At 72.3% G+C, this 16,082-nt stretch carries 17 protein-coding genes; 9 read left to right on the plus strand and 8 right to left on the minus strand.

The window, feature by feature from the left end; all coding sequences use genetic code 11:
- The first annotated feature begins 245 nt into the window (after positions 1-245).
- Complete coding sequence (locus DY240_RS34080; RefSeq protein ID WP_370246331.1) at positions 246-320, plus strand: 50S ribosomal protein bL37; 75 nt, start codon at positions 246-248, stop codon at positions 318-320.
- Positions 321-439: 119 nt separating this feature from the next.
- On the opposite strand, the gene rsrA is transcribed toward DY240_RS34080, so the two are convergent.
- From rsrA to DY240_RS12500, 4 genes are all read right to left on the minus strand, one after another.
- Positions 440-715, minus strand: coding sequence for a mycothiol system anti-sigma-R factor (gene rsrA, locus DY240_RS12485; RefSeq protein ID WP_119660210.1), 276 nt, complete (start codon positions 713-715; stop codon positions 440-442).
- A complete protein-coding gene (locus DY240_RS12490; protein ID WP_119660221.1) occupies positions 712-1,311 on the minus strand; it encodes a sigma-70 family RNA polymerase sigma factor in 600 nt (199 codons plus the stop codon). Before DY240_RS12490 ends, rsrA begins: the two co-directional genes overlap by 4 nt.
- Before the next feature lie 156 nt (positions 1,312-1,467).
- Positions 1,468-2,103, minus strand: coding sequence for an alpha/beta hydrolase family protein (locus DY240_RS12495; protein WP_199701395.1), 636 nt, complete (start codon positions 2,101-2,103; stop codon positions 1,468-1,470).
- Positions 2,103-2,819 carry an SOS response-associated peptidase gene (locus DY240_RS12500; protein ID WP_119660211.1) on the minus strand — a complete coding sequence of 239 codons (717 nt, stop codon included), beginning with the start codon at positions 2,817-2,819 and terminating at the stop codon, positions 2,103-2,105. Before DY240_RS12500 ends, DY240_RS12495 begins: the two co-directional genes overlap by 1 nt.
- Positions 2,820-2,908: 89 nt before the next feature.
- Here DY240_RS12500 and DY240_RS12505 point away from each other — a divergent pair, with 89 nt between their 5' ends.
- Positions 2,909-3,469, plus strand: a complete 561-nt coding sequence (locus DY240_RS12505; RefSeq protein WP_119660212.1) for a DoxX family protein — start codon at positions 2,909-2,911, stop codon at positions 3,467-3,469.
- Between the two features lie 52 nt (positions 3,470-3,521).
- Here the strand turns inward: DY240_RS12505 and DY240_RS12510 are convergent, their stop codons facing one another.
- Entirely contained in the window at positions 3,522-4,127 is a 606-nt protein-coding gene (locus DY240_RS12510) for a TetR/AcrR family transcriptional regulator (RefSeq protein WP_119660223.1), read from the minus strand.
- A 63-nt stretch (positions 4,128-4,190) separates the two neighbouring features.
- Between DY240_RS12510 and DY240_RS12515 the strand changes: the two genes are divergently transcribed.
- A complete protein-coding gene (locus DY240_RS12515) occupies positions 4,191-5,090 on the plus strand; it encodes a DMT family transporter (RefSeq protein ID WP_119660213.1) in 900 nt (299 codons plus the stop codon).
- Between the two features lie 161 nt (positions 5,091-5,251).
- Here the strand turns inward: DY240_RS12515 and DY240_RS12520 are convergent, their stop codons facing one another.
- Positions 5,252-7,006 carry a glycerol-3-phosphate dehydrogenase/oxidase gene (locus DY240_RS12520; protein WP_233552715.1) on the minus strand — a complete coding sequence of 585 codons (1,755 nt, stop codon included), beginning with the start codon at positions 7,004-7,006 and terminating at the stop codon, positions 5,252-5,254.
- Positions 7,007-7,238: 232 nt separating this feature from the next.
- On the opposite strand from DY240_RS12520, the gene DY240_RS12525 reads away from it, so the two are divergent.
- From DY240_RS12525 to hisN, 5 genes are read left to right on the plus strand one after another with little or no spacing between them, the layout of a single operon-like run.
- Positions 7,239-7,949 (plus strand): MIP/aquaporin family protein, encoded by a 711-nt coding sequence (locus tag DY240_RS12525; protein WP_233552716.1) that lies wholly within the window; start codon positions 7,239-7,241, stop codon positions 7,947-7,949.
- A 51-nt stretch (positions 7,950-8,000) separates the two neighbouring features.
- Complete coding sequence (glpK, locus tag DY240_RS12530; protein ID WP_119660215.1) at positions 8,001-9,509, plus strand: glycerol kinase GlpK; 1,509 nt, start codon at positions 8,001-8,003, stop codon at positions 9,507-9,509.
- Positions 9,510-9,552: 43 nt separating this feature from the next.
- A complete protein-coding gene (gene aroA / locus DY240_RS12535) occupies positions 9,553-10,845 on the plus strand; it encodes a 3-phosphoshikimate 1-carboxyvinyltransferase (RefSeq protein ID WP_119660216.1) in 1,293 nt (430 codons plus the stop codon).
- Entirely contained in the window at positions 10,845-11,858 is a 1,014-nt protein-coding gene (rsgA, locus tag DY240_RS12540) for a ribosome small subunit-dependent GTPase A (RefSeq protein WP_119660217.1), read from the plus strand. The genes aroA and rsgA overlap by 1 nt, the downstream gene beginning before the upstream one ends.
- 19 nt (positions 11,859-11,877) lie before the next feature.
- A complete protein-coding gene (hisN, locus tag DY240_RS12545) occupies positions 11,878-12,669 on the plus strand; it encodes a histidinol-phosphatase (RefSeq protein WP_233552717.1) in 792 nt (263 codons plus the stop codon).
- Positions 12,670-12,781: 112 nt separating this feature from the next.
- Here the strand turns inward: hisN and DY240_RS12550 are convergent, their stop codons facing one another.
- Positions 12,782-14,314, minus strand: coding sequence for an MFS transporter (locus DY240_RS12550; RefSeq protein ID WP_119660218.1), 1,533 nt, complete (start codon positions 14,312-14,314; stop codon positions 12,782-12,784).
- Positions 14,315-14,385: 71 nt separating this feature from the next.
- Between DY240_RS12550 and DY240_RS12555 the strand changes: the two genes are divergently transcribed.
- Positions 14,386-14,991 carry a TetR/AcrR family transcriptional regulator gene (locus DY240_RS12555; RefSeq protein ID WP_119660219.1) on the plus strand — a complete coding sequence of 202 codons (606 nt, stop codon included), beginning with the start codon at positions 14,386-14,388 and terminating at the stop codon, positions 14,989-14,991.
- Here the strand turns inward: DY240_RS12555 and DY240_RS12560 are convergent.
- A partial coding sequence (locus tag DY240_RS12560) for an AI-2E family transporter (RefSeq protein ID WP_147375299.1) occupies positions 14,943-16,082 on the minus strand: 1,140 nt, incomplete at its 5' end. The two genes, DY240_RS12555 and DY240_RS12560, sit on opposite strands and share 49 nt — an antisense overlap.

The following is a 16,082-nucleotide window of genomic DNA, read 5'->3' on the forward strand; positions in this document are numbered from 1 at the left end:
GCGCCGAGGCGACCCGGCGACCCGCCCCGCGGATCGGGGAGCGGGCGGCGCAGGGCCCGCGGCCGCCCCGTCCGCCCGGCCCGCCACCGCCGCCGGAACCGCGTGCCGGTCGTGCGACAATGGACGACGACGCGACCGCGCCGGAATCGCCGCGCGTCACCGCGTGACGGTCGCACCGTCAGCCGCGGACCCCGGCGGTTCGGCCGCCAGCAGCACACCCGATCCCGGAGAGGAGTCAGCTCGCCATGGGCAAGAAGGCACGCAAGCGCCGTTCGCGCAAGAAGAGCGCCGCCAACCACGGCAAGCGCCCCAACTCGTAGTTCCCTTCGCCTTGCGGAACCCCCGCACGGCACAGGAGCAACAGAGGCGCCCCGTACGGCGACGAGAGCCCCGGCACCTGCGACGCAGGGCCGGGGCTCGTGTCAGTTCGGCGTGGGTGTCAGGGCGTCCGGGTCATCTGCACCCGGACCTCCTGGATGCGGGCGCGGATCTTCAGCCGCAACTCGTCGGGCGCGTGGTCGCAGCCGCATGCGCGCGCCACCGCCTCGCGGATGACCCGCTCGATGTCGTACGTGGACAGACACGGCTGACAGTCGTCGAGATGCGCCTTGATCTCGTCGTACGTCAGAGTGCGGTCGTCGAGCTCGTGGTCGAGGAACATGTAGACCCGGTCGAGAACCTCAGCGCAGTCGACGTCGTTGTCGTCGCAGCTCATCCCCCAACCTCCTGAGTGACCTTCGGTACCAGCCCACGCTCGCGGGCGTAGTCCTCGAGCAACCCGCGCAGCTGACGGCGGCCACGGTGCAGCCTGGACATCACGGTGCCGATCGGTGTGCCCATGATGTCGGCGATCTCCTTGTAGGGGAAGCCCTCGACGTCGGCCAAGTAGACCGCGATGCGGAACTCCTCGGGGATCTCCTGCAAGGCGTTCTTCACGTCGGAGTCGGGCAGGTGCGCCAGGGCCTCGGCCTCGGCGGAGAGCAGACCGGACGAGGTGTGCGCCTCGGCCCGGGCCATCTGCCAGTCCTCGATCTCCTCGGTGGCGCTCTGCTGCGGCTCGCGCTGCTTCTTGCGGTAGGTGTTGATGAAGGTGTTGGTCAGGATGCGGTAGAGCCACGCCTTGAGGTTCGTTCCCTCCTTGAACTGGTGGAACGAGGCGTAGGCCTTCGCGAACGTCTCCTGGACCAGGTCCTCGGCGTCGCTGGCGTTGCGCGTCATGCGCAGCGCGGCCGAGTACAACTGGTCGAGGTACGGCAACGCATCGCGCTCGAAGCGCTGCGTGCGCTGCTCGTCACTCTCCTGATCAGTCATCACCGTCAAGTCTACCGGCGCGATGGCGTCCCAGGTCTCACGGCTGTCGCGCACCGCGTCCTCGGACGGCGGCCGCTCCAAGCACGTCGCACCCACAGTCAGCTGAACCTCCCGGATTCGGTCGTTCCGCTGGCGTCAACGGCGACGGCGCCGGGTTCATTCCCCGATGGGGCCCAGGAAGGCGCGCACGGCGGCCACGACGGCGTCGATGGCCTCGCGCTGCGAGTGGCCCTTGAGCACCCGCATGCCGTGGTCGGCGCCCGGGATGGTGACCAGCTGGTGCGGACCGGACGGGAACTCGTCGGGGCCGCCGAAGGTGTCGCGCTCGCCCTGCACGACGAGCACCGGCAGCTTCTCGGCCGCGCCCGTCAGCTCGGGCAGCCGGGAGGCCTCAGGCTTACCGGGCAGATGCAGCGGGAACGCGAGGCAGACGACGGCTGCGGCGTCGAGCTCAGCGGCGGTGCGGCAGGCGACGCGGGCGCCGGAGCTGCGGCCGCCGAGCACCAGCGGCAAGTCGCGCGGCAGCGTGGCGAGGGCCGCCAGCCAGGCCTCGTCGAGCACCGGCGGGCGCGGCGCGACCTTCTTGCCGGCCAGCCGCCACGGCTGCTCGAACCGGACGACGGTGACGCCCTCGGCCGGCAGGTGGCGCGACAGTGCCTCGAGGTCGGCCGCCGTGGGTCCGCCGCCGGCGCCGTGCCCCAGCACCAGCCGCAGCCGGGGCTCGTCGGCGGCGTCGGTCCAGAACGCGGCCTCGCCGATGGGTGTGCCGACGGTGGTCCGGACCGGAGCCATCAGAGCTCCACCGGTTCGACGAGGTGCGGCCCGTTGTTGCCGACCTTGTTGACCTCGGTGGACACCGGGTAGGCGTCGAGGACGCCGGGGACGGCCGGGTTCAGCAGCCGCGTGACGTCCTCGGGGTCGGTGATGCCGGGGTCGAGCCAGCGCTCCCAGTCGTCCGGGCCGACCAGCATGGGCATGCGGTCGTGGATCTGGCCGACGTCGTCGGTGGCGTCGGTGGTCAGGATCACCACGGACCAGACGAACGCGTCGTCGGCGTCCTCGGGCTTGCTCTTGTCGCGCCAGATCTCGTACAGCCCCGCCATGGCGAGCGAGCCCTGCTTCGGGTGGATGAAGAACGGCTGCTTCTCGCCCTTCTCGCCGCGCCACTCGTAGAAGCCGTCGGCCGGGAGGATGCACCGGCGCAGCGCGAACGCCTTGCGGAAGGCCGGCTTCTCGGCGGCGGTCTCGACCCGCGCGTTGATCAGCCGGTTCCCGATGGCGACGTCCTTCGCCCAGGACGGCACCAGGCCCCAGCGCAGCGTCCGCAGCCGGCGCACCGGCGGCTCTTCTGGCTCGTCCTTCTTCCCGCGGGTGAGCACGGCGTAGACCTTCTTGGAGGGTGCGACGTTCCAGTCGGGGTCGAGGCGCTCGCGCACCTCCTCCCGCTGGACGCCGAACTCGTCGGCGAGGTCGTCGGCGCTCTGGCTGACCGCGTACCGTCCGCACATACGCCCATCCTCGCACCCGCCACTGACGGGATCGGGCTGGATCGAGCGCCTACGGGTGTAGGCGGCGGGTTTCGTGGTAGTCAAGAACCATGAGCCTCGTCCGAATGATCGCCCGCCCGATGCTCGCGTCGATCTTCGTCGTCCAAGGCGCGCAGCGGCTGCGCGACCCGGAGCCGGGGATCGACGCGGCCGCCACGTTCTCCGAGCGGTTCGGCCCGACGCTGCGCAAGCGGGTGCCGCAGCTGCCGACCGACCCCAAGACGCTCGTGCGCATCAACGCCGGCGTCCAGATCGGCGCCGGACTGGCGCTGGCCACCGGCCGGATGCCTCGGCTGGCCTCGCTCGCACTGCTCGGCTCGCTGCTGCCGACCACCTGGGCGGGCCATCCCTTCTGGACCATCGAGGACCCCGAGAAGCGCAACGCCCAGCGCGTCCAGGCGATGAAGAACGTCGGCCTCGCCGGGGGCCTGATGCTCGCCGCGGTCGACACCGAGGGCAAGCCGGGGCTGTCGTGGCGGGCGCGGCGCGCGGCGAAGGACGCCAAGCGGGCGACGAGGACGGCCAAGCGCGAGGCGAAGCTGGCCGCCAGGGCCACCGCCGGCCAGGCCAGGGCCGGCCTGCGCTCGGTACAGCACCGCGTCACGCCCTGACGACGCAGCGGGCACCGGCGCCGCGGTGGTCCCCCCGGCTCTTTGCAGTGAGTCAGGACGCCTGCCGATCGAGCGCGGTAGCCAGGAGGTCGGCGGCGGCGGCGCGGGCGTGCGTCAACGCGTCCGGCCGGCCGCCCGCGGTCATCGTCACCAGGGCGCCCTCGTGCAGCAGGGCCAGCCGCAGGCCCAGCTCCGCGGCCCGTGCGGGCGGCACGCCCGCCTCGGCGACCAGCCGGACGTAGAGCTCGCGGACCGTCTCCTTCTCCGCCTGGATCACCGCGACGCCCGGGTGGTCGGTACCACCGATCTCCGCGAACGCGTTGACGAACGCGCAGCCGCGCTCGGCGTCGCGCTGCCACTCGGCGAGCGCGTCGTACACCGCCAGGACGCGCCGCGGGCCGGGTGCCGGGGCATGCTCGTCGAGGTAGGCGGCGACGAACTCGCGCCACCGCTCGAACCGGCGGCTCAGGTAGAGCGCGACCAGCGCGTCCTTGGAGCCGAACCGGTCGTACAACGTCTTCTTCGTCGTGCCGGCCGCCTCCGCGATGGCGTCGACGCCGACCGCGCGGATGCCATGCCGGTAGAACAGCGCGCTGGCGGTGTCGAGCAGCCGCTGCCCCGCCGGGGTGAGCTGCTGTGCGGGCTGCCGACGAGTCACGAGCCCTCCCTCCGGCCACGAGGACACTGACAGTATACCGACCGGTATGTTTACATCGATCGTATGACGCAAACCACGACCCGACCGCAGCAGCGCACCTCGGCCGTGGACGTCGCGGCGGCCGCCGCCCTCGTCGTCTTCTGGAGCTCCGGGTTCATCGGTGCCCGGCTCGGTACCCAGTACGCTCCGGCCGACACGCTGCTGTCCTGGCGCTATCTCGTCGCCGCGGCCATCCTCGTGCCGGTCGTCGCTCCCCGGCTGGTCCGGCTCGCCCGGCGCGACCTCGGCCGGCACGCCGTCGTCGGGCTGCTCGCGCAGACGCTGTACCTCGCCGGCGTCGTCACCGGCATCGGCCTCGGCGTCCCCGCGGGCACGACGGCGCTGATCGCGGCGCTGCAGCCGCTGGTCGTCGCCACCGCCGCCCGCCGGCTGCTCGGCGAAGCGGTCAGCGTGCGCGGACGGCTGGGGCTGTGGCTCGGCCTGGCCGGGGTCGGCATCGTCGTCGCCGGCGACATCGGCGCCGGCGGGTCGGCGTGGGCGTACCTGCTGCCGGTCGGCGGCATGCTGGCGCTGTCGGCGGGGACGGTGCTAGAGCAGCGCTGGCGGCCGCCGGGCGGGCTGGCGGTGTCGCTGACGGTGCACGTGGCGATCGCGGCGGTGGCGTTCACCGGCGAGGCGGTCGCCTTCGGGCGGTTCACCGTGCCCGAGTCGAGCGGCTTCTGGTGGTCGGTGGCGTGGGTGCTGGTGCTGTCGACGGCCGGCGGGTACGGCGCGTACCTGGTCGTGCTGCGGCGCAGCGGGGCGACGCGGGTGAGCAGCCTGCTGTACTTGACGCCGCCGACCACTGCCGTGTGGGCGTGGGCGATGTTCGGCGAGTCCATCGGCGTGGCCACGGTCGCCGGGTTCGCCGTGTGCGCCGCCGCCGTGTGGCTGGTCCTGGGGCACCGAGCGGCAGTGAGTTGATCACGTTCAGCACGAAATCTCGTGTCGTACTACGCCTGCAATCGTGTCGACGCTCAGGAAATCCTCGTGATGGCCCTCGCCGACCTGACCGCCGAATCCGAAGCACAAGCGCGACTCACACCCAGGACGCGACCCACACGTAGGGCGCCGGCCACGGCGAGTCAGACCACCGGTTCGGCGACTCCGGGGCGGAACTCCGGCGCTGCCGAGCGAGCGTCGTCGGCAGCCTGGTCGTCGGGCTCGGACTGGGAGGCGCGCTCGGCCTCGACGCGCTTGCGGTAGACGTCGACCTCGCGGGCGATGGTCTCGTCGTCCCAGCCGAGCGTCTCGGCCATCAGCCGGGCGACGGCCTCGGAGGACTCCAGGCCACGGTGCGGGTACTCGATGCTGATGCGCGTGCGCCGGGTCAGGACGTCGCTGACGTGCAGGGCGGCCTCGTGGGTGACCGCGTAGACGACCTCGACCCGCAGGTAGTCGGCCGCGCCGGGGATCGGCTGCAGCAGCTCGGGCCGCCCTTCGGCCAGCGCCAGCACCTCGTGCACCAGCGAGCCGTAGCGGTCGAGCAGGTGACGCAGGCGGTGCGGGTGCACGCCGTGCTCCTCGGCCAGCCGGTCGACCTGGTTGACCAGCGCGTGGTAGCCGTCGGCCCCGAGCAGGGGCACCTTGTCGGTGATGGACGGGCGGATCCAGCCGCGCAGGTCCTCGCGGGCGGCGTCGATGGCGTCCTTGGCCATGATCCGATAGGTCGTGTACTTGCCGCCGGCGATGGCGACCATGCCGGGCGCCGGACGGGCGACCGCGTGCTCGCGCGACAACTTGGAGCTCTGCTCGCTCTCGCCGGCCAGCAGCGGCCGCAGGCCCGCGTAGACGCCCTCGATGTCGTCGTGGGTGAGCGGGGTGGCGAGGACGGCGTTGACGTGCTCGAGGATGTAGTCGATGTCGGCCTTCGTGGCCGCCGGGTGGGCGAGGTCGAAGTTCCAGTCGGTGTCGGTGGTGCCGATGATCCAGTGGTTGCGCCACGGGATGACGAACAGCACCGACTTCTCCGTGCGCAGGATCAGCCCGCTCTCGGCGGCGATGCGGTCGCGCGGGACGACGATGTGCACGCCCTTGCTGGCACGGACGCGGAACCGGCCGCGGGTGCCGGCCAGGCGCTGCATCTCGTCGGTCCACACGCCGGTGGCGTTGACGACGACGTCGGCGGTGACGTCCTGCTCGGCGCCGGTCTCGACGTCGCGGATGCGCACGCCGGTGATGCGGTCGGCCTCGCGCAGGAACGCGATGACCTGCGTCGACGACCGCACGACGGCGCCGTAGTGGGCGGCCGTGCGGGCGACGGTGAGCGTGTGACGGGCGTCGTCGGCCTGGGCGTCGTAGTAGCGGACGCCGCCGATCAGCGCGTCGTGCCGCAGCCCCGGGAACAGCCGCAGCGCACCGGCCCGGGTGAGGTGCTTCTGCCCCGGCACCGAGCGGGCCCCGCCCATGGTGTCGTACATGAGCAGGCCGGTGGCGGTGTAGGGGCGCTCCCACCAGCGGTGCTTGAGCGGGTAGAGGAAGCTGACCGGCTTCACCAGGTGCGGGGCGATGCGGGTGAGCATGAGCTCGCGCTCGTGCAGCGCCTCGCGGACCAGCCCGAACTCGAACTGCTCGAGGTAGCGCAGGCCGCCGTGGAACAGCTTGCTCGACCGGCTGGACGTGCCGGCGGCGAAGTCGCGCGCCTCGACCAACGCCACGCGCAGTCCGCGGGTGACGGCGTCCAGCGCGGCGCCGGTGCCCACCACGCCACCGCCGATGACGACGACGTCGAAGTGCTCGGAGCCGAGCCGGTCCCAGTTCTCCTGCCGGGCCTGGGGCCCCAGCCGGCCGCTCGGGCCGGCGAGCTCGGCCCGCTCGCTGTCACCGGTCACGTCGATCACGTCTCCTTGCAGCTCAGAGCGCATCAAAGCGGTCGAATGCCACCAAGGTTCGACATGTCGGCGCGACCGTCAGCGGCACCCAGCAACACGCTACCCGCTCTGATACCGGAGGACGTAGACAGTTGCTCTACGCGCCAGTAAGTTCCGGAAGTGACCCTTGGCAACGTTGCCGAGACCAGCCGGGACACCGGGGACGCCACGGCCGTTGTCGTCAACGGAAGCGGAGGTTCACATGGACCTGAGTTTCGGCGAGATCTTCCTCAACGAGTTCCTCGGCACGGGCATGCTCCTCCTCCTCGGTTGTGGTGTGGTCGCCACCGCCATCCTGGATCGGAGCAAGGGACTCGGCGGAGGCTGGCTGCTCATCAACTTCGGCTGGGGCCTCGGCGTCTTCGCCGGTGTGTACGTGGCGTTCGAGTCCGGCGCGCACATCAACCCCGCTGTCACGTTCGGTCTCGCGGCCAACGGGACCACCGATTGGTCCGACGTCCCGGCGTACATCCTCGGCCAGATGGCCGGCGCGATCGTCGGTGCCGTGCTGTGCTGGCTGGCGTTCAAGGAGCACTTCGACATCGAGGAGGACCCGAGCAAGAAGCTCGCCGTTTTCTCGACCGGTCCGCAGATCCGCACCTACAGCTGGAACCTGGTGACGGAGATCATCGCGACGTTCGTGCTGGTCTTCGTCGTCCTGTCGTTCGGGAACTCGCCCGTCGACATCGGTCCGCTCGCCGTCGCCCTCCTGGTCGTCGGCATCGGCGCCTCCCTCGGCGGCCCCACCGGCTATGCCATCAACCCGGCCCGCGACCTGGGCCCCCGCATCGCCCACGCGTTCCTGCCCATCCGGGGGAAGGGCTCCAGCGACTGGGGATACTCCTGGGTTCCCGTCGCCGGCCCGCTCATCGGCGGCGTCCTGGGTGGTCTGCTCGCCAGGGCCGTCTACTGATCGCCCGACCCGGGCGCTTCATGCCCCGTACGACGATGTGAGGAGAAGGGGATGAGTCAGTACGTAGCCGCCATCGACCAGGGCACCACATCCACCCGGTGCATGATCTTCGATCACTCCGGGCGGGTGGTCTCCGTCGACCAGCGGGAGCACAAGCAGATCTTCCCGCAGGCCGGCTGGGTCGAGCACGATCCGGAAGAGGTCTGGCAGAACACTCGCGAGGTCTGCGCGGGTGCTCTGGCCAAGCGTGACCTCGTCACCAGCGACATCGCCGCCGTCGGCATCACGAACCAGCGCGAGACGGCCGTCGTCTGGGACCGCACGACCGGCAAGCCGGTCTACAACGCGATCGTGTGGCAGGACACCCGCACCGACCGCATCGTCGACGAGCTGGCGAAGAACGGCGGGCCGGACCGGTATCGCGCCCGGACCGGCCTGCCGCTCGCGACCTACTTCTCCGGCCCGAAGGTGAAGTGGATCCTCGACAACGTCGACGGCGCCCGCGAGAAGGCCGAGGCCGGCGACCTGCTCTTCGGCAACATGGACACCTGGGTGCTGTGGAACGCCACCGGCGGGCCGAACGGCGGGTTGCACTACACCGACCCGACGAACGCCTCGCGCACCATGCTCATGGACCTCGACACGCTGTCGTGGGCCGAGGAGCACGCGGCCGACATGGGCATCCCGATGTCGATGCTTCCGGAGATCCGGTCGTCGTCGGAGGTGTACGGCAACATCCGCGAGCGCGGCGCGCTCGGCGGGCTGCCCGTCGCCGGCATCCTCGGCGACCAGCAGGCGGCCACGTTCGGCCAGGCCTGCCTGTCGCCGGGCGAGGCGAAGAACACCTACGGCACCGGCAACTTCGTCCTGCTGAACACCGGGACGGAGAAGGTGATGAGCGAGAACGGCCTGCTCACCACCGTCTGCTACAAGATCGGCGACAACGATCCCGTCTATGCGCTCGAGGGCTCCATCGCGGTCACCGGCTCGCTGGTGCAGTGGTTGCGCGACAACCTCGGCATCATCGCGGCCGCGCCCGACATCGAGCCGCTGGCGCGCAGCGTCGACGACAACGGCGGGGCGTACTTCGTCCCGGCGTTCTCCGGTCTGTTCGCGCCGTACTGGCGGTCCGACGCCCGGGGGGCGATCGTCGGGCTGACGCGATTCGTCAACAAGGGTCACATCGCCCGCGCGGTCCTGGAGGCCACGGCGTTCCAGTCCCGCGAGGTCATCGACGCCATGAACGCCGACTCCGGGGTCGACCTGACCTCGCTCAAGGTCGACGGCGGCATGGTCGCCAACGAGCTGCTCATGCAGTTCCAGGCCGACATCCTCGGCGTCCCGGTCATCCGGCCGGTCGTCGCGGAGACGACGGCGCTCGGCGCGGCGTACGCGGCCGGCCTGGCCACCGGGTTCTGGTCCGGTGAGGACGACATCAGGAACAACTGGGCCCAGGACAAGCAGTGGGATCCGTCGATGGACGAGGCCCACCGCGAGAAGATCTTCCGCACCTGGAAGAAGGCCGTCACCAAGACGTTCGACTGGGTCGAGGCGGAATAACCTGCGACAGCGGTCGTCGGGCACCCGATAGGCTGGGTGCCCGATGACCGACACCACCGCCCCGCTCTGGCCTGCACCGACCGCCGTCGCGCCGGTCGACGCGACCGTCGAGCTGCCCGGCTCCAAGTCCCTCACCAACCGCGCGCTCGTCCTGGCCGCGCTCGCCGACGGCCCGTCGACGGTCCGCCATCCGCTGCTGGCGCGCGACACCCGGCTGATGATCGACGCGCTGCGCGCCCTCGGCACCGCGCTGGAGCCGGTCGACGACGGTGTGCGGGTCACCCCCGCGCCGGTCCGGGGCGGCGTCGCCGTCCACACGGGCCTGGCGGGCACCGTCATGCGGTTCGTGCCACCATTCGCCGCGCTGGCCGACGGCGCGGTCCGGTTCGACGGCGACCCGCAGGCCCGGCTTCGCCCCATGGGCACCGTGCTCGACGCGCTGCGGGCGCTCGGCGTGACGGTCGACGACGGCGGCCGCGGCGTGCTGCCGTTCACCGTCGCCGGCACCGGCACGGTCCCGGGCGGCCACGTCACCATCGACGCGTCGGCGTCGTCGCAGTTCGTCAGTGGGCTGCTGCTGTCGGCGCCGCGCTACGAGAAGGGCGTCACCCTCCACCACGACGGCGAGCCGGTCCCGTCGCAGCCGCACATCGACATGACGGTGGCCATGCTGCGCGAGCGCGGCGTCGAGGTCGACGACGCCGCGGCGAACACGTGGCGGGTCGAGCCGGGCGCCGTCCGGGCCGTCGACACCGTCGTCGAGCCCGATCTCTCCAACGCCGCGCCGTTCCTGGCCGCCGCCGTGCTGACCGGCGGGACGGTCCGGGTGCCGCGCTGGCCGGCGTCCACCACGCAGCCGGGCGCGCAGCTGCGCGACCTACTCGCCCGCATGGGCGCCGACGTCTCGCTCGACGACGGCGTGCTGACGGTGCGCGGCACCGGCACGGTGCTCGGCCTCGACGCCGACCTGCACGACGTCGGCGAGCTGACCCCCGTCCTCGCCGCGCTGGCCGCCGTCGCGAGTACGCCGTCGCACCTGCGCGGCATCGCCCACCTGCGCGGCCACGAGACCGACCGGCTGGCGGCGCTGGCCGCGGAGCTCAACGGCCTGGGCGGCGACGTCACCGAGACCGATGACGGCCTCGACATCCGGCCGGTGCCGCTGCGCGCGGGCGTGTTCCGCAGCTACGCCGACCACCGCATGGCGCAGGCGGGCGCCGTCGTCGGGCTGGTGGTGCCGGGCGTGCGGGTCGAGGACATCGCGACCACCTCGAAGACGCTGGCCGACTTCCCCGGCATGTGGGCGGCCCTGCTCGGCGGGGAGCCCAGCGCGTGATGGCCCGGCGGACCGCCGCCTCGTCCTACGACGAGGGGGACGTCAGGGTCCGCCCGGGGCGCGGTTCGCGCCCGCGCAGCAAGCTCCGTCCCGCCCACACCGACGCGACGCCCGCGCTGGTCATTGCCGTCGACCGCGGCCGCTACACCTGTGTGCTCGACGGCCGGACGGTGACGGCCATGACGGCGCGCGAGCTCGGCCGCAAGGCGGTGGTCGTCGGCGACCGCGTGGGCCTGGTCGGCGACGTCTCCGGTGCGCCCGGCACGCTGGCCCGCATCGTGCGCGTCGAGGAGCGCGCCACCGTGCTGCGGCGCACGGCCGACGACGACGATCCGGTCGAGCGCATCATCGTCGCCAACGCCGACCAGCTGATGATCGTCACCGCCGTCGCCGACCCCGAGCCGCGGCCCCGGCTGATCGACCGCGCCCTGGTGGCGGCGTTCGACGCCGGCATCGAGCCGCTGCTGTGCCTGACGAAGGCCGACCTCGCCGACCCCGGGCCGCTGCTGGCGGCGTACGCCCCGCTGCAGGTCCCGGCCGTCGTGACCCGCCTGGCGCCGGGCTCGTCCGGCGCCGACGTCGGCGACGTCCTGCAGCACCTGCGCGACCGCGTCACCGTCCTCGTCGGCCACTCCGGCGTCGGCAAGTCGACGCTGGTGAACGCGGTGGTCCCGGGTGCGGACCGCGCGACCGGCCGGGTCAACGTCGTCACCGGACGGGGCCGGCACACGTCCACCAGCGCCGTCGCGCTGGCGCTGCCGGACGGCGGCTGGGTCATCGACACGCCGGGCATCCGCTCGTTCGGCCTCGCACACGTCGACCCCGACCGCCTCATCCTCGCCTTCCCCGATCTCGCCGCCGAGACCGAGGACTGCCCGCGGGGCTGCACCCACGCCGACGGCGAGCCGGAGTGCGGACTCGACGCGGCCCTGGCGGCCGGCCGCGTCGACGCCGACCGTCTGGCGTCGTACCGGCGGCTGCTGGCCAGCCGTGACCGCCAGGCGGGCGACTGACCGTGTAGGTTGACCGTTCGTGGCCCACGACGACGACCTCCGCTTCGCCCACGTCCTGGCCGACGACGCCGACTCGCAGACGATGTCGCGGTTCCGGGCCGCCGATCTGCGCGTCGAGACCAAGGCCGACCAGTCCCCCGTCACCGACGCGGACAAGGCGACCGAGGAGGCGATTCGCCGGACGCTCTCGCGCGCGCGGCCCCGCGACGCCGTCGTCGGTGAGGAGTTCGGCGCCGGCGGCTACGGCGCCCGCCGGTGGGTCATCGACCCCATCGACGGCACGAAGAACTACCTGCGCGGCGTCCCCGTCTGGGCCACGCTGATCGCGCTGATGGTCGAGGACGCCGTGGTCGCCGGCGTGGTGTCGGCGCCCGCGCTGGGCCGGCGCTGGTGGGCGGCGCGCGGCACCGGCGCCTACACCGGCCGGTCGCTGTCCTCGGCGACCCGCTGCCGGGTGTCCGACGTGTCCTCGCTGGAGCGGGCGTCGCTGTCGTACTCGTCGCTGTCCGGCTGGGAGGAGCGCGGCATGCTGCCCGCCTTCCTCGACCTGACGCGCGCGTGCTGGCGCACCCGTGCCTACGGCGACTTCTGGTCGTACATGCTGCTCGCCGACGGCGCCGTCGACATCGCGACGGAGCCCGAGCTGGCCCTGCACGACATGGCCGCTCCCTCGATCGTCGTCGAGGAGGCCGGTGGCCGCTTCACCAGCCTCGACGGCGTCCCCGGCCCGCTCGGCGCCGACGCCCTCGCGACCAACGGGCCCCTCCACGACGACGTCCTGGCCCTGCTGAACCCGGCGGCCGACGACTAGATCGAAGGTGGGAGTGGGCGCCTTCCGGTCGTCGGCGGGTCATCACCACGCCTTCTCGACCGTCGACACGATTGCAGGCGTAGTGCGACACGAGATTTCGTAGTGCACGTGATCATTTCGGGGTCACAGGGGACCGGTGGACGGTGGCCGGCCGGCGGGTGAAGACGGCGACAGCGACCAGCGCGAGGAACGCCAGCACCACCGAACCCACGGCCGCGGTCACCGTGAACCCCTGCGTGAACGCTTCCCGGGCGGCCGCCAGCAGCTCTCCAGCGGCCTCCGGCGGCAGCTCGCCGGCCAGGGCGGTCGCCGCGCCCAGGCTGCCGGTCGCGGCCGAGCTCACTTCCGGCAGCGCGGCCCGCAGCTCCCCGGCGTAGACGGCGGCGGCGATGCTGCCGAGCACGGCGATCCCCAGGGCGGCGCCGAACTCGCCGGCGGTTTCGGACATCGCCGACACCGAACCGGCCCTCGACGGCGGGGCGGAGCCGACGATCAGGTCGATGACCAGGCTGGCCGCCATCCCCACGCCGGCGACGAGCACGGTGTAGCACGCGATGACGACGCCTACGGCGGAGTCGACCTCCACGGTCGCGGTCACCAGCGCGAAGCCCAGCGCGGCCACCAACGCCCCGGCCCCGACGACGATGCCCGGCGCGATGCGGCGCACCAGCAGGTTCGCCACGGCGATGCCGACGATGGTGCCGCCCACGGTGGGCAGCATCCACAGCGCGGCGGCGAACGGCCGGATGCCGAGCACGACCTGCACGTACTGGACGGCGATGGCGCCCATCCCGGCGGTCGCGAACGTCACGGCCGCGTTGGTCCCGACGGCGGCGCTGAAGCTCGGGCTGCGGAACAGCCGGACGTCGATCATCGGGTCGTCCAGGGACCGCTGCCGCCGGACGAAGACCACGCCGACGACCAGCCCGGCGGCGATCAGCGCCACGGCCGGCCCCGAGACGGCCGCGTCGGCGGCGATCTCCTTGATGCCGTAGATCACCGGGAGCACCGCGGCCAGCGACAGCACGGCACTGAGGACGTCGATGCCGCCGTGGGCGGCGTTGCGCGACTCCGGGAGCAGCAACGGCCCCACGATCAGCAGGAGCACCATGACCGGCAGGTTGATCAGGAACACCGAGCCCCACCAGAAATGCTCGAGCAGCAGCCCGCCGATGATCGGACCGACGGCGACGCCGCCGGTGAAGGCCGCGGTCCACACGCCGATGGCGGCCCGTCGCTGCTCCGCATCGTGGAACATGCCGCGGATCAGCGCCAGGGTCGACGGCGCCAGCGTCGCGCCGCCGATGCCGAGCAGCGCGCGGGCGGCGATCAGCATCTCCGGGCTGGAGGCGTAGGCGGCCAGCAGCGACGCCGCGCCGAACGCCACCGCGCCGGCCAGGAGCAGCCGGCGCCGCCCGATCCGGTCGCCCAGCGAACCCATGGTGATGAGCAGCCCGGCCATCAGAAAGCCGTAGATGTCCATGATCCACAGCAGTTGCGTGCCGCTGGGCTCGAGGTCGGCGCTCAGCGCGGGCGCGGCCATGAACAGGACGGACAGGTCCATCGACGCCAGCAACGCGGGGATGGTCAGGACGGCGAGGCCGATCCACTCCCGGCGGCCGGCTCGCTCCATGATCTCGGTCATGCCGTGAACTATACAAGCGTCTTATACGAACGTCTATGACGACCGTATGAATCGCCCCTACACTGGGTGGCATGGGACACCGTGAGGAGTTGCTCGCCGCCGCGAAGCGGCTGCTGGCGGAGCGGGGCTTCGCGCACATCACCGCCCGCGACCTGGTCGCCGAGTCCGGCACCAACCTGGCCTCCATCGGGTACCACTTCGGCTCGAAGGACGCCCTGCTCAACGCCGCGATCATCGACTCGTTCGACGACTGGGGCAGTCACATCGAGGCGGCCATGCGGGCCCGCTCGGGCGACACCGCGCTGGACCGGCTCCAAGCGTTCCTCGCCGGTCTCCAGCACGGGCAGGAGGACAACCGCTCGATGATGGTGGCCAGCCTGCAGGCCTTCGGCCAGTTCGAGTACGCACCGCAGCTGCGTGACGACCTCGCCCGCACCTACGAGGCGGCCCGGCGCGACCTCGCGGGGCTGGTGCTCCAGCAGGACCCGTCGGAGGTCGACGACGAGACCGCACGCACCGTCGGGTCGCTGGCGCTGTGCCTCATCAACGGCATGGTGCTGCAGTGGCTGATCGACCCCGGGGCGGCGCCGTCGGCGGCCGACCTCGCGGCAGCGCTCCGCGCGCTGGCTCAGCCCGACGCGGCGGACGGCGGCCGCTCGCGGGTCGACGCCAGGTAGCTGCCGACGGTGTTCACCAGGGCGATGATCGGCACCGCGATGATCGCGCCGATGATCGACCCGGCCAGCGTGCCGATGGCGACGGCGACCGCGACGGCCAGCGGGTGGATGCGCACCATGCGCCCGAGGATGAACGGCTGGAAGATGTTGCTCTCGATCTGCTGCACGACGATCAGCCCCACCAGCACCACGATCGCGATCAGCAGCCCCTGCGTCACCAGCGCCACCAGCACCGCGACCGTCCCGGTGACGAACGCGCCGATCAGCGGCACGAAAGCGCCGAAGAACACCAGCACGCCCAGCGGCAGCGCCAGCGGCACCTGCAGGATGAACAGCAGGATCGTGATGGCGACCGCGTCGAACAGCGCCACCAGCACCGTCCCGCGGATGTACTGCCCCAGCGTCAGCCAGGCGATGTCCCCGGCCGCCGCCGCGCGCGCCCGCGCCCGCGCCGGGAACAGCCGCACCAGCCAGGTCCAGATGCGCTCGCCGTCGTAGAGGAAGAAGATCAGGGCGAACAGCGCCAGCGCCAGGCCGACCAGGATCTCGATGGCGACGGTGGCCGCGGTGGCCGCCTGCTCGGTGACGGAGCTGTCGTCCTGGAACACGGCCACGGCGCGGTCGATGTAGCGGTCCAGCTGCGCCTCGTCGATGCTGAACGGCGGCCCGGCCAGCCAGTTGCGGATCTCCTGCAGGCCCTCCTCGGCCTGGTCGACGACATCCTCGAACTGGCCGCCGACGGCGTTGCCGACCAGCGTCAGCGATCCGACCACGACGAGCAGGAACCCCACGAAGACGACGGCGGCCGCGGGCCCGCGCGCCCAGCCGGCCGTTCGCAGCCGCCGGACGAGCGGCTGCAGGCCGGCGGCCAGCAGCAGCCCGGCCACCAGCGGGAAGATCACGACCCGCAGCTCCCACGCCAGCCAGCCGACGCCGGCCACCGCCGCGGCGATGACGATCAGCCGCCAGCTCCACTCGGCGGCGTCGCGGACCACCCGCGGCACCGGGTGGATGTCGGGGACGTGCGGCGCGGGCGCCACCTCGGGCGGCGGGGGCACCGGGCCGGGCCCGGACGCCGTGCCGGGCACCGC

Source organism: Jiangella rhizosphaerae (assembly GCF_003579925.1).
Lineage (GTDB): Bacteria > Actinomycetota > Actinomycetes > Jiangellales > Jiangellaceae > Jiangella > Jiangella rhizosphaerae.

Excerpts from the sequence above, each read along its gene's own strand:
- DY240_RS12550 (WP_119660218.1), bottom strand. The coding sequence starts at position 14,314 with ATGACCGAGATCATGGAGCGAGCCGGCCGCCGGGAGTGGATCGGCCTC.
- DY240_RS12490 (WP_119660221.1), bottom strand. The coding sequence starts at position 1,311 with ATGACTGATCAGGAGAGTGACGAGCAGCGCACGCAGCGCTTCGAGCGC.
- glpK (WP_119660215.1), top strand. The coding sequence starts at position 8,001 with ATGAGTCAGTACGTAGCCGCCATCGACCAGGGCACCACATCCACCCGG.
- DY240_RS12555 (WP_119660219.1), top strand. The coding sequence starts at position 14,386 with ATGGGACACCGTGAGGAGTTGCTCGCCGCCGCGAAGCGGCTGCTGGCG.
- DY240_RS12495 (WP_199701395.1), bottom strand. The coding sequence starts at position 2,103 with ATGGCTCCGGTCCGGACCACCGTCGGCACACCCATCGGCGAGGCCGCG.
- aroA (WP_119660216.1), top strand. The coding sequence starts at position 9,553 with ATGACCGACACCACCGCCCCGCTCTGGCCTGCACCGACCGCCGTCGCG.
- DY240_RS12500 (WP_119660211.1), bottom strand. The coding sequence starts at position 2,819 with ATGTGCGGACGGTACGCGGTCAGCCAGAGCGCCGACGACCTCGCCGAC.
- DY240_RS12525 (WP_233552716.1), top strand. The coding sequence starts at position 7,239 with ATGGACCTGAGTTTCGGCGAGATCTTCCTCAACGAGTTCCTCGGCACG.
- rsgA (WP_119660217.1), top strand. The coding sequence starts at position 10,845 with ATGGCCCGGCGGACCGCCGCCTCGTCCTACGACGAGGGGGACGTCAGG.
- DY240_RS12505 (WP_119660212.1), top strand. The coding sequence starts at position 2,909 with ATGAGCCTCGTCCGAATGATCGCCCGCCCGATGCTCGCGTCGATCTTC.
- DY240_RS12515 (WP_119660213.1), top strand. The coding sequence starts at position 4,191 with ATGACGCAAACCACGACCCGACCGCAGCAGCGCACCTCGGCCGTGGAC.
- rsrA (WP_119660210.1), bottom strand. The coding sequence starts at position 715 with ATGAGCTGCGACGACAACGACGTCGACTGCGCTGAGGTTCTCGACCGG.